This window comes from Halomonas sp. KM-1, assembly GCF_000246875.1.
Lineage (GTDB): Bacteria > Pseudomonadota > Gammaproteobacteria > Pseudomonadales > Halomonadaceae > Halomonas > Halomonas aerodenitrificans.
In genome coordinates, this window is the sequence record NZ_BAEU01000049.1 from 1 (window position 1) to 11,797 (window position 11,797).

Sequence of the window (11,797 nt, forward strand, 5' to 3'; positions counted from 1 at the left end):
ATATCGCGAGGAAACCCTGCTGGGGTGAGCGTCGGGATGCTAGAATGCCGCACCCGCCGCCCCTGGATACGTGATGATGCTGGATGAGACTGGCCAGGCCGACCTTGCCGACCGCGCCCCCGAGGCCGGGCATTCCCGAGCCCCCGAGGCCGGGCATTACCATGACCCCGCAACCGGTCATTCCCGCCCGCCGCGGCGCGAGTTCAAGGCGCGGGGCAGCTTCACCGAGCGCTGCCCCGGCTGCAACCTGCCGGTGCTCAACTGCCTCTGTCCTTACCGGGTCAACGCCGAGAGCGAGGCGCGGGTGTGGCTGATCACGCATCCGCTGGAGCATCTCAAGCCGACCAATACCGGGCGCCTGATCCGCGACGTGCTGCCGGATACCGAGGTGTTCACCTGGTATCGCACGACGCCGGACGAGCGCCTGCTGGCGTTGCTCGACGACCCACGCTTCGCCCCCTTCGTGATCTTCCCAGACGACCAGCCGGACTATGCCGATCGCGTGGTGGACATGGCCGTAGTAGGTGAGGTCAAGGCCAGCGGCAGGACGCCGGTATTCATCCTGCTGGACGGCACCTGGCGCCAGGCGAGGCGCATCTTCCGCAAGAGCCCCTATCTCGACCGCTTGCCGGTGCTGCCGCTGGCGACGACGCGACTGACTCGCTATCGGCTGCGCAAGCCCGCCTCCCAGGCCCATCTATGCACCGCCGAGGTGGCCGCCGAGCTGCTGCGCCAGAGCGGCGATGAGCATGCAGCTCAAGTGCTGGACGATTACTTCGACGCCTTCAACGTCAGCTACGACGCCAGCCGACGCTACGAGAAGCTCGAGCAGCCGACAGCGGCCATGCGCCGGCTGCTGGCGTGCCAGGGAGAGTGACGCGCATCACTCGTCGATCTCCTGGGTCCTGACACAGGCACGCCCCGCCCGTTTGGCGCGATACATGGCGCGGTCGGCACGCTGTACCAGCTTGCGCGAGGTGTCGCCGGGCTGGCTGACGGCAACACCGAAGCTGGCCGTGACCTGGCCGACCGGTTCGATGGTGGAGCCGGCAAGAGCCTGACACAGGCGCCAGGCCAGCTCCTGAGCCCGAGCCAGGTCGCAGCCGGGCACCACGACGATGAACTCCTCGCCGCCCCAGCGGCCCAAGTAGTCACTCTTGCGCAACTGCGTCTGGGCCACCCGTGCCACTTGGTGCAGCACCCGGTCGCCCACCTCATGCCCGTAAGTGTCATTGATCGGCTTGAAATGGTCGACGTCGAACAGCAGCAGGGTCATGTGCTTGCCGTTGCGGCTGGCCAGTGTCAGCTCGGCCTCGAGTACCTGCTCGATGCGATGGCGGTTTGCCACCTGGGTCAACGGATCGGTGTAGGCCAGCCACTGAAGTTTGGTATTGCGCTCGTGCAGCAGGCGGTAGCGGTGCTTGGTTTCGCGCTTCTCGTGCAGTAGCGCTCCGCGTAGCGCAGCCAGTTGAACCAACTGTTGCAGCAGGTGGCGCAGGGGCGGGGGGAGATGGCGTGGTTGCCGGTCCCGACAAACCACCAGGCTTTGGCCCGGGGTCGTCCCGTGCAGAGCGAGGATGAGTGCCGCACGCGCCTGTCGGCCTTTCAGCCAGCCCCCCAGCCTTGGGGGAGGCAGTCGCAGTGAGCAGGGCGATGGGGCGGGCAGCGGTCCAGGTATCGCCAACAGCTCGACCGGTTTCGCCCTACTGTCGACCAGCATCAAGGGTGTGCCGATGCGATGCTCAACGGTGCTGGGAAAAGGCTCCAGGCGCATGCCTTCCTGGCCACGCCGCATGCCATCTCCGCCATACTCATGGCTATGCAGCGTGCAGGATTCGAAGCCGCTCAGGGCCTGCAGCGCCCGCAGCAATTGGGCGTGCAATTCATGGAGATTGCCGGCCCGGGCGAGGCGGGTGCTCCAGGCATGACCGAGCCCCGGTAAATCGTGGCTTTCTGTCGTCAGGGGCTCCACTTCCATAACGACATGTTGTCCGGATACGCGCGTGGAGACATAGAGATGTCGCGAGGCCACATCCGCTTGGCCCGAGGGGATCGTCATGCCGGGGGCTCCTATGGCCAAGGTTCGTGCCAGAGCCGTTGCGGTGTCGGCCCCCAGCACCTGTTCCGGGCGCCGTCCGAGCGCTTCGCTGGCCGAAACGCCGAAGAAACATGAGAGATTGGCGCTCACCAGGCGCACGCTTTGCCAATCGCTGTCGAAAGCGATGAGACAGCCGTGCGGTTGTAGTGCATCCCCGATGGGTGGCACGGATGGGCAGATGCTCGCATCGAGTTCCTTATCAAGCGAGTCCGGCATGAGGGTTCCCTGTGGTATCGCCGGCAGCGGGTGGCTGCCGTCCTCCCTGCGGTGCGCCAGGCCATCCGGGATGGTTGGCGGGCGTACGAGGGCCTCTGACATAATGAAAGTAAACCATTTGTTGTTTGATGGCATCAACCATTGGTTCAACTGTAGCCCTGGCTGGCGCGGCACATTCCACCGATGAATGAAAAGACCGCCTTTGCCGAGCGTCTGGCCGCCGCCATGCGTGCCGCCGGCTACGAACCGCGCCCTGCCGTGCTCGAACGAGAGTTCAATCTGCGCTACTGGGGCAAGCCCGTCACGCTACAAGGCGTGAGGCGTTGGCTGTGCGGTGAAACCCTGCCCCAGCAGGAGAAGCTGCAGGTGCTGGCGGAGTGGCTGGGAGTCGAACCGCAGACGTTGCGCTTCGGTGAGCGTGGTGGCTATCGGGTGAGCGAGCCCCGCGGCGCCTGGGAGGCGTCGGTCAGTGCCGAGGAGCGTCGTGTGCTGCAGCGCTACCTGGCGCTGCCGGTGGAGCAGCGCAAGGTGGTGGCGCAGGTCATTGAGGCCTTCGCCCGTGCCGATGAAGCCGGCTCGGGCGAAGAGAGGATAGCGAGAGAGCGAAAGCCCGACGAAGGGGATTCCGGCTAGGCCGGCCCGCCCATCAAGGCGCCGGCGATGCGGAAGCCCGCCACCCAGGTGCCGGCGGCGGAGCCCAGCGTGGCGAAGAGGAATACCAGCAGGGTGCGCGAAACGCGGTTGCGCCACCAGCCCTTCAGTTCGGTGACGTCGTGGCGCAGGGTCGAGAAGTCCCGCACCTTGGGCTTGCGCAGCCACAGCTCGACCCCTGCCGCGACGAAGCCGGCGCCGATGGTGGGGTTGAGCGAGGTCAACGGGGCGGCGAACATGGTGGCCACCACCGTGACCGGGTGAGCCAGGGCGATCAGCGTGGCGAGCCCCGAGAGCACGCCGTTGATCAGGAACCATTCGCCGACCAGCTGCCAGCCGAGCTCGGTATTGCGCGAGAAGCCGATGGCGAAGCCGGTCAGCACCAGCGCCGTTATCAGCCAGGGTAGGGCGCGCCAGATCCTCGATGGCGGCGGAGTGGCTTCCAGGCTCTCGCGTTCCGTTTGCGGTGCAGCGGGCAGCGGGGCCTCGAGATGCTCGACCATGCCTTTCATGTGCCCGGCACCGATCACCACCAGCACGTTGCGGTAGCGCCCGGGTGGGGCCTGCTCGGCCAGGCGCAGCACCATGTACCGGTCGCGCTCGGTGATAAGAGGCGTGTAGAGGGCTTCCGATTCGGCGGCGAACTCGCTGAAGGTGGACTCCAGCACGTCGCCCTCCTTCAGCCTCTCGATCTCTTCTGGCTTGACCTCCTGGCGCGACATCACGCTGCCGAGCAGGCCGGTGAACAGCGACATGCGCTGCCACCAGGGCACGTTGTGATAGATACGCTTGAGCGTCACGCCCACGTCGCGGTCGACCAGCAGCAGCGGCAGGTCGTGAGCGCGGGCCTCATCCAGGGCGGCACGCATCTCGGCGCCCGGCTCGATGCCGGACTGCTCGGCCACGCGCTGCTGAAAGGCGCCCAACGCCAGGTTGGCGGCGACCATGCCCGCCTTGCCCTGACGAAAGATCTCGAACAGGTCCTGCTGAGCCAGCGCATCCGGATTGCTGAGGTTGTGATGGCGGGCGTCGCACAGTTCGATGGCCACGGCATCGAATTCACCGGAGCGGATCATGCGGCGCACGTCTTCGGCGCTCTCGGCGGAGACGTGGGCGGTGCCTAGCAGGGTATAGCGGGTCTCTCCCACCTCGACGACGCGATGGGGGCCGCTGAAGGCGCCTTCCTGGCGGGGGTCGGTCACGGAATCCTGGGAGTCGGTCATGAACGCTCGGGTTGCAGGGAGTGAAGCCTCGATTATCCACGAAGCCGAGCCCCGAACCAAACTCGGCGCCGGGTTTACCTGCGCCAGAAGGCGGGCGTGAAGAGCACCAGCACGGTGAAGATCTCCAGGCGGCCGAGCAGCATCGCCACTACCAGGATCCACTTGGCCAGTAACGGTAGCTCGCCGTAGTTGTCGGAAGCCTCGCCCAGGGCCGGTCCCAGGTTGTTGAGTGCCGAGGCCACCGAGGACCAGGCGGTAACCTGGTCGACGCCGGTGGCCATCACCCCCACCAGCATCAGGAAGAACAGCATCAGGTAGGCCGAGAAGAAGCCCCACACCGCCTGGGCGATGCCGTCCGGCACGCTTACCTTGCCCACCTTCACCGCGATCACCGCGCTGGGGTGGATCAGGCGCATCACCTCGCGCATGCCCTGCTTCAGGATCAGGATGATGCGGATCACCTTCATGCCGCCGCCGGTGGAGCCGGAGCAGCCGCCGACGAAGGCGGCCATGAACAGCAGAAAGGGTAGCGCTCCCGGCCAGGCCGAGAAGTCGGCGACACTGAAACCGGCGGTGGTGGCGATAGAGACTGCCTGGAACAGGCCGTGACGCAGGCCGCGCTCGGTGTCGTAGGTGCCGGTCAGCCACAGCGACACCACGGCGATGACGATCAGCCCGGACAGGAACAGCAGCAGGAAGCGTGCCTCGGGATCGTGCAGATAGTGGCTGAGCTGCCTGCCCCGCCAAGCCAGGAAATGCAGGCTGAAGCTCATCGCCGAGACGATCAGAAAGAACACGCAGATCAGTTCGATCACGGCGCTGTCGAAGTGACCGATGCTGGCGTCGTAGGTGGAGAAACCGCCGATGGCCACGGTGGAGAAGCTGTGACCCAGGGCATCGAACCAGTTCATGCCGGCGGCCAGATAAGCCAGGAAGCAGGTCAGCGTCAGCGCGGCGTAGATGTACCAAAGCGCCTTGGCGGTTTCGGTGATGCGCGGGGTCAGCTTGGAGTCCTTCAGCGGCCCCGGGATCTCGGTGCGGTAGAGCGCCATGCCGCCGACCCCCAGCGTCGGCAGGATCGCTACCGCCAGTACCACGATCCCCATGCCGCCCAACCACTGCAGCTGCTGGCGGTAGTAGAGCACCGACTCGGGCAGGAACTCGATGCCGGTGATCACCGTGGCGCCGGTGGTGGTCAGTCCCGAGAAGGATTCGAACACGGCGTCGGTGGGAGCCAGAGCGGCATCGCCGGTGAGCATGAACGGCAGCGAGCCGAACAGCCCCAGTACGCTCCAGAACAGCGCCGCGATCAGGAAGCCGTCGCGAATGCGCAGCTCCTTGCGCGCCCGGCGGTTGGGCAGGTACATCACCAACCCGGTCACCACCGTGATCAGAATGGCGATGATGAAGGCGTCCCACTGACCGTCGCCGAACAGCAGCGAGATCAGGATCGGCGGCAGCATGGTCAGGCTGAACATCATCAGCAGCAGGCCGAGGATGCGGAGAATGACTCGCAGGCTCATGGGGCGGCGTTCCCTGCGTCGCGGGGTGTCATCGAGCGGGCCATCAGAAGAACGTCAGCCCGACCTGGAACAGCCGCTCGACGTCGCGGATGCGGCGCTTGTCGATCACGAACAGGATCAGGTGATCGCCGGACTCCACCACCACGTCGTCATGGGCGATCAGCACCTCCTTGCCGCGCACGATGGCGCCGATGGTGGTGCCGCGGGGCAGGTCGATCTCGCCGATGGCCCGCCCCACCACCTTCGACGACTGGGTGTCGCCGTGGGCGATGGCCTCGATGGCCTCGGCGGCGCCGCGGCGCAGCGAGTGCACGTTGACGATGTCGCCGCGGCGCACGTGGGTCAGCAGGCTGCCGATGGTGGCCTGCTGCGGCGAGATGGCGATGTCGATCTCGCCGCCCTGCACCAGGTCGACGTAGGCGGCGTTGTTGATCAGCGTCAGCACCTTCTTGGCGCCCATGCGCTTGGCCAGCATCGACGACATGATGTTGACCTCGTCGTCGTTGGTCAGCGCACAGAAGATGTCGCACTCCTCGATGTTCTCCTCTTCCAGCAGGCGCTTGTTGGTGGCGCTGCCGTGCAGCACCACGGTGCGGTTGAGGCGTTCGGAGAGCACGGTGCAGCGCTCCAGGCCGTGTTCGATGATCTTGACCTGATGGCTGTGCTCGAGGTGCTCGGCGAGGCGCTCGCCGATGTTGCCGCCGCCGGCGATCACCACCCGGCGGAAGTCGCGGTCGACCCGGCGCAGCTCGCTCATCACCGCGCGAATGTCGCGCCGGGCGGCGATGAAGAAGACCTCGTCGTCGGCCTCGATCACGGTGTCGCCGCGGGGGATGATCGGCCGGTTGCGGCGGTAGATGGCCGCCACGCGGGTGTCGACGCTGGGCATGTGGCGGCGCAGGAAGCCGAGGTCCTGGCCCACCAGCGGGCCGCCGTAGTAGGCCTTCACCGCCACCAGCTGCACCAGGCCGCCGGCGAACTCCAGCACCTGCAGCGCACCGGGGTGCTCGATCAAACGACGAATGTGGTCGGTGACCACCTGCTCGGGGCTGATCAGCACGTCGATGGGTACGGCTTCGTGGGCGAACAGCCCCTTGCGGGTGAGGTAGGCGGTGGCACGCACCCGGGCGATCTTGGTGGGGGTGCGAAACAGGGTGTGGGCGACCTGGCAGGCGATCATGTTGACCTCGTCCTGGCTGGTCACCGCGATCAGCATGTCGGCGTCTTCGCAGCCGGCCTGGCGCAGCACTACCGGGTAGGAGCCGGGGCCCACCACGGTGCGGATGTCGAGCCGGGTGTGCAGCTCGCGCAGCCGTTCGCCGTCGGTGTCCACCACCGTGATGTCGTTCTCCTCGCGGGCCAGATGCTCGGCCAGCGTGCCGCCGACCTGGCCGGCCCCCAGGATGATGATCTTCATATGCTGTCAGGCCCATCAAACGACTCTGCGACGCCGATATGGCGCCGCAGCATCCGTGGCTAGCATAAACCAGCCGAAGGTGATGTAACAGCCGCGTAGGGAGCGGTCGTCGTCAGTCGAGGGTGAAGCCCACCTTGATGGTGACCTGCCAGTGGGCGACGCGGCCGTTCTCGATATGCCCGCGGGTATCCGTCACTTCGAACCAGCGCATGCCGTGCAGGCTCTGTGAGGCCTTCTCCAGCGCGCGTTGGATGGCGTCCTCGACGCCTTTTTCCGAGGAACCGGTAAGCTCGATGTGCTTGTAGACGTGATCGCTCATGGGTGCTCCTTGCTCATGTGATCGATGGCAGGGCGGGTCAGCCCTGCTTCCTCAGTCTGGCATAAAAGAAGCCGTCGTGACTGTCGGGCTCAGGCAGCAGCTGGCGCCCGGCACCCACCGCCCGGCCCCAGCTCACCTCTGCGGGGGTGGTGACGGTCACATCGGGGGTGCGTTCGAGGAAGGCGCGGATCTGTTCGTCGTTCTCCTCGCGCAGCACCGAACAGGTAGCGTACAGCAGCGAGCCGCCGGGGCGCAGCAGGGGCCAGAGATTGTCGAGCAGGCGTGTCTGCAGCTCAGCAAGCTTGGCAATGTCGGAGGCGCGCCGCAGGCGCTTGATGTCGGGATGACGACGGATCACGCCGGTGCCGGAGCAGGGGGCATCGAGCAGGATGGCGTCGAAGGGCGTACCGTCCCACCAGTCGCGCCCGGTGGCGTCGGCGTGCACCAGCGTGGCTGAAAGACCCAGCCGTTCCAGGGTATCCTCGACCCGGGCCAGGCGTACGGCATCGCTATCCAGCGCCAGCAGCTCGATGTCAAACAGTTCCAGCAGGTGCGCGGTCTTGCCGCCGGGAGCGCAGCAGGCGTCCAGCACGCGGCCGCCGGGGCGCGGTGCCAGGGCCGGCCCCAGTAGTTCGGCGGCGAGCTGCGCCGCTTCGTCCTGCACGCTGACGTCGCCTTCGGTGAAGCCGGGCAGTGCCTGGACGTCGCAGGGCTTCTCCAGTACCAGGCCGTCGGGGGAGTGGGTGCACAGGCGCGCATCGATGCCGCTTTCGACCAGCCTGGCCAGGTAGGCCTCACGGTCACCGCGACGGCGGTTGATGCGCAAGGCCATGGGGCCCGGCTGGTTGTTGGCCTCGGCAATGGCTCGCCAGTCGTCGGGCCAGTCCTCGCGCAGGGCCTTGAGCAGCCAGCGCGGATGCAGCAGCGCCACCGCCGGATCCTGATCGACCTCGGCCTGCAGCGCGGCGGATTCGCGGGTGAGCCGTCGCAAGCAACCGTTGAGCACCTTGGTTGCCCACTCCTTGCCCAGTTGGCGTGCGGCGCCGGTGGTTTCACCCACGGCGGCGTGGGCCGGGATGCGCAGATAGAGCAGCTGATAGATGCCCAGCAGCAGCAACGCCTGAACGTCGGCGTCGCGGGCCTTGAATGGCGTCTTGAGCAGACGCTCGGCCAACGCCTCGAGACGCGGCAGGGTGCGACATACGCCGTAGCACATCGCCTTGAACAGCGCGCGGTCGCGAATCACCACCTGATGGTCGTCGAGGTCGCTGAGCGAGCCCTTGGCGGTGATCACGGGCACCAGGGCGCGAGCGGCGCTGGCGCGAACCGCCTGGCCGCCGTCCTGCACCGACTTGCCGGCGCGGGTGGATGGCGTGGAACGATGCATCAGGCGCTCTCCTCGTTGGCCTGTCCAAGGACGTGTCCGGGATGGAGTCGCTCGTGGCGGGCGTTGAGCAGGTCGCGGGCCGCCAGCGGCTTGCCGCCCGGCAGTTGCGCCTGAGTGACCCGCAGTACCTCGCTGCCCTGTTGGCCGCAGGCGATGCGCAGTGCATCCGTATCGGGCGCCAGCAGGGTGCCCGGCACGCTGGCGGGCTCGTCATCGCGTGCGGTGCCGACCTCGGCCATCAGCAGGCGCAGGCGCTCGCTGCCCAGGTGGCACCAGGTGACCGGCCAGGGATTGAAGGCGCGTACCTTGGCGGCAAGCTCGGCGGCGGGGCGGCTGAAGTCCAGCTCGGCCTCGGCCTTGGAGAGCTTGGCGGCATAGGTCACGCCAGCCTCGGGCTGCGGCGTGGCGGCAAGCCCGTCGCCTGCCAGGGCATCCAGTGCCTCGACGATCGCCTCGCCGCCCAGCCGGGCCAGGGTGTCGTGCAGCTCGCCGCCGGTGGTGGTTGCGGTGATGGGGGTGCGCTTCACCAATAGCATGTCGCCGGTATCGAGCCCGGCATCCATCTGCATGATGGTCACGCCGCTCGCGTCGTCACCGGCCTCGATGGCGCGCTGGATCGGCGCCGCACCGCGCCAGCGTGGCAGCAGCGAGGCGTGCACGTTGAGGCAACCCAGGCGGGGGGTATCGAGCACCGCCTGGGGCAGGATCAGACCGTAGGCCACCACCACCATGAGATCGGCCTCGAAGGCGGCCAGTTCGGCCTGCACCTCGGCGCTCTTCAGGGTTTCGGGCTGCAGCACCGGCAGCACGTGCTCCAGGGCCAGCGACTTGACCGGGCTGGCGGTGAGCTTGCGGCCTCGGCCGGCCGGGCGGTCGGGCTGGGTGTAGACGGCGATTACCTGGTGCTGACTGTGCAGCAGGGAGGCCAGGCTGGCGGCAGCGAAATCGGGGGTGCCGGCGAAGATGATGCGCAGAGGTCGGGACATGAGTCGAGCCTTGCCAATGAACGGTTGCCCTCATCATAACGGAGGCGGCCGCAAACGACGAAGGCCGGCGCACCGGCGCCGGCCTTCGTTAACCGTCATTCTGGGTCAGGCAGATTGCAGCTTGTGGCGCTTCTGCATTTTTTTGAGCACGCGGTCGCGCTTGAGTGGCGAGAGGTAGTCGACGAACAGCACACCTTCGAGATGGTCGTACTCATGCTGTATGCAGTGGGCCAGCAGACCGTCCGCCTCGAGCTCGTAGGGCTTGCCGTCGCGGTCCAGCGCCTTGAGCCGGACCTTCAGCGCGCGCGGCACCTCGGCATAGTACTCGGGGATCGACAGGCAGCCCTCGGACATCAGCTCGCGCTCTTCGCCGATGGGCGTGTACTCGGGGTTGATCAGTACCAGGGGGTGCGAGCGTTCCTCGCTGACGTCCATCACGATCACGCGGCGGTGGACGTCCACCTGGGTGGCGGCAAGGCCGATTCCGGAGGCGTCGTACATGGTTTCGAGCATGTCGTCGACCAGCCGGCGTACCTCGTCATCGACCGCTTCGACCGGCGCCGCTCTGGTGCGCAGCCGCTCGTCGGGAAATTCGAGGATAGTCAATTTGGCCATGGCGTTGGAACCACCGTTATGCTGTCATTCGGGGATTGCCCCTATTCTAGGGGTTGGCGCGCCGGGGTGAAACTGCCGGCCGCATATCGATTCAATAGTGTTGGACTATAGCATGGCACCTCGGTTCCGGGGGTGGATGCGTCGCGCAGGACAGCTGGGGTGAAGGGCGGGGGAGCGGACGGGATGCAGAAGAGTACGAAGCGGAAGCCCGGCGGGCCGCGGAAGATTGTGCTGATGAAGCAAGTTCTGATGAAAAGGGCTCTGGTGAAGAGAGCGCTGAGCTGGGGTGGCGGCATGGCGCTGCTGCTCTGCGCGGCGCTGGCTCAGGCCCAGGGGCTCAGTTGGGACCGGGGCCTGCGCAGCGATGCACCGGATCGCTATACGGTGGTGCGTGGCGATACCCTGTGGGACATCTCGGGGCGCTTCCTGAGCCATCCCTGGCAGTGGCCGGAGGTGTGGCAGGTCAATCCGCAGATTCGCAACCCCCACCTGATCTATCCCGGCGATGTGGTCTATCTCTACGACTGCAACGGGCGACCCTGCTTGGGGCTGGAACGCGGCCAGGGCGAGGTGCGACTCTCGCCTGAGGTGCGCCGCGTGCCCGTGCGCGAGGCCATCGAGCCGATCCCCCTCGATGCGGTGCGCCATTTCCTGCGCGATCATCGGGTCGTCGACGACCCCGAAGCCTTGAACGAACTGGCCTACGTGGTGGCCGGCAACGACCGGCGCATCATCAGCGGCGCGGGCGATCGAATCTATGCTCGCGGCGAGCTGCAGCGCGGGTCGCGTTACGGCATCTACCGTGTGGGCGACCGCTACCAGGATGGCGCCAGCGGTGAACTGCTGGGTCTGGAGCTGGTTAGCATCGGTCGGGCGCGGGCCGATCGCAGTGAAGACGACATTGCGATCATGGAGATCGTCTCCGCCAACCAGGAGGTGCGCAATGACGACATCGTGCTGCCGCTGGAGGAGCGTGAACTGGTCAGCGAGTTCGTGCCACGTGCACCCGACCACGACGTACAAGGCGCCATTCTGGCGGTGCCCGGAGGGGTGCGCTTCATCGGCCGGCTGCAGGTGGTGACACTGGACCGAGGGCGCCGCGACGGGCTCGAGATCGGACACGTGCTGCAGGTCGAGCAGCAGGGCGAGCGCATCATCGACCCACGCACCGGCGAGTCGCTGCGCCTGCCCGGCACCGATGCCGGCTTGATCATGGTCTTCCGGCCCTACGAGAAGGTGAGCTACGGCCTGGTGCTGCAGGCGACGCGCACCCTCGAAGTCGGCGATCGCGTGCACAACCCCCGGCGCGGGGTGGGGGTGGCACAGCGGTGAAAGCTGGAGAGAGTGTGCTTGGCCAACAGG

11 protein-coding genes are annotated in these 11,797 nt (G+C 66.8%); 3 read left to right on the forward strand and 8 right to left on the reverse strand.

The genetic code is table 11. The annotated features are described in order from the left end of the window. Positions 1-76 precede the first annotated feature (76 nt). On the forward strand, positions 77-877 hold the full coding sequence (locus B8115_RS04750) for a tRNA-uridine aminocarboxypropyltransferase (protein WP_010626612.1): 801 nt from the start codon (positions 77-79) through the stop codon (positions 875-877). 6 nt (positions 878-883) lie between these two features. Here B8115_RS04750 and B8115_RS04755 read toward each other — a convergent pair whose 3' ends face one another. Then, positions 884-2,314, reverse strand: a complete 1,431-nt coding sequence (locus B8115_RS04755; protein WP_010626613.1) for a sensor domain-containing diguanylate cyclase — start codon at positions 2,312-2,314, stop codon at positions 884-886. Positions 2,315-2,497: 183 nt separating this feature from the next. Here B8115_RS04755 and B8115_RS04760 point away from each other — a divergent pair, with 183 nt between their 5' ends. Further along, positions 2,498-2,947, forward strand: a complete 450-nt coding sequence (locus tag B8115_RS04760) for a hypothetical protein (RefSeq protein ID WP_010626614.1) — start codon at positions 2,498-2,500, stop codon at positions 2,945-2,947. Here B8115_RS04760 and B8115_RS04765 read toward each other — a convergent pair. The 7 genes from B8115_RS04765 to def form a co-directional block, all read right to left on the reverse strand. Then, complete coding sequence (locus B8115_RS04765) at positions 2,944-4,188, reverse strand: TraB/GumN family protein (RefSeq protein WP_010626615.1); 1,245 nt, start codon at positions 4,186-4,188, stop codon at positions 2,944-2,946. The two genes, B8115_RS04760 and B8115_RS04765, sit on opposite strands and share 4 nt — an antisense overlap. A 74-nt stretch (positions 4,189-4,262) precedes the next feature. Beyond that, positions 4,263-5,711 (reverse strand): TrkH family potassium uptake protein, encoded by a 1,449-nt coding sequence (locus tag B8115_RS04770; protein ID WP_010626616.1) that lies wholly within the window; start codon positions 5,709-5,711, stop codon positions 4,263-4,265. A 43-nt stretch (positions 5,712-5,754) separates the two neighbouring features. Further along, on the reverse strand, positions 5,755-7,128 hold the full coding sequence (trkA, locus tag B8115_RS04775; protein ID WP_010626617.1) for a Trk system potassium transporter TrkA: 1,374 nt from the start codon (positions 7,126-7,128) through the stop codon (positions 5,755-5,757). A 112-nt stretch (positions 7,129-7,240) separates the two neighbouring features. Continuing rightward, positions 7,241-7,447, reverse strand: coding sequence for a dodecin (locus B8115_RS04780; RefSeq protein WP_010626618.1), 207 nt, complete (start codon positions 7,445-7,447; stop codon positions 7,241-7,243). 37 nt (positions 7,448-7,484) lie between these two features. Next, a complete protein-coding gene (rsmB, locus tag B8115_RS04785; protein ID WP_010626619.1) occupies positions 7,485-8,834 on the reverse strand; it encodes a 16S rRNA (cytosine(967)-C(5))-methyltransferase RsmB in 1,350 nt (449 codons plus the stop codon). After that, positions 8,834-9,820 (reverse strand): methionyl-tRNA formyltransferase, encoded by a 987-nt coding sequence (gene fmt / locus B8115_RS04790; RefSeq protein WP_010626620.1) that lies wholly within the window; start codon positions 9,818-9,820, stop codon positions 8,834-8,836. The genes rsmB and fmt overlap by 1 nt, the downstream gene beginning before the upstream one ends. A gap of 105 nt (positions 9,821-9,925) precedes the next feature. Continuing rightward, complete coding sequence (def, locus tag B8115_RS04795) at positions 9,926-10,435, reverse strand: peptide deformylase (protein ID WP_010626621.1); 510 nt, start codon at positions 10,433-10,435, stop codon at positions 9,926-9,928. Positions 10,436-10,684: 249 nt separating this feature from the next. On the opposite strand from def, the gene B8115_RS04800 reads away from it, so the two are divergent. Next, the gene (locus B8115_RS04800; RefSeq protein ID WP_234260934.1) at positions 10,685-11,767 is read left to right on the forward strand and encodes a LysM peptidoglycan-binding domain-containing protein; all 1,083 of its coding nucleotides are present in this window, start codon (positions 10,685-10,687) and stop codon (positions 11,765-11,767) included. The last annotated feature ends 30 nt before the right edge of the window (positions 11,768-11,797 follow it).

Coding starts and splice junctions, on each gene's coding strand:
- B8115_RS04750 (WP_010626612.1), top strand. CDS start 77: ATGCTGGATGAGACTGGCCAGGCCGACCTTGCCGACCGCGCCCCCGAG.
- B8115_RS04755 (WP_010626613.1), bottom strand. CDS start 2,314: ATGCCGGACTCGCTTGATAAGGAACTCGATGCGAGCATCTGCCCATCC.
- B8115_RS04760 (WP_010626614.1), top strand. CDS start 2,498: ATGAATGAAAAGACCGCCTTTGCCGAGCGTCTGGCCGCCGCCATGCGT.
- B8115_RS04765 (WP_010626615.1), bottom strand. CDS start 4,188: ATGACCGACTCCCAGGATTCCGTGACCGACCCCCGCCAGGAAGGCGCC.
- B8115_RS04770 (WP_010626616.1), bottom strand. CDS start 5,711: ATGAGCCTGCGAGTCATTCTCCGCATCCTCGGCCTGCTGCTGATGATG.
- trkA (WP_010626617.1), bottom strand. CDS start 7,128: ATGAAGATCATCATCCTGGGGGCCGGCCAGGTCGGCGGCACGCTGGCC.
- B8115_RS04780 (WP_010626618.1), bottom strand. CDS start 7,447: ATGAGCGATCACGTCTACAAGCACATCGAGCTTACCGGTTCCTCGGAA.
- rsmB (WP_010626619.1), bottom strand. CDS start 8,834: ATGCATCGTTCCACGCCATCCACCCGCGCCGGCAAGTCGGTGCAGGAC.
- fmt (WP_010626620.1), bottom strand. CDS start 9,820: ATGTCCCGACCTCTGCGCATCATCTTCGCCGGCACCCCCGATTTCGCT.
- def (WP_010626621.1), bottom strand. CDS start 10,435: ATGGCCAAATTGACTATCCTCGAATTTCCCGACGAGCGGCTGCGCACC.
- B8115_RS04800 (WP_234260934.1), top strand. CDS start 10,685: ATGAAAAGGGCTCTGGTGAAGAGAGCGCTGAGCTGGGGTGGCGGCATG.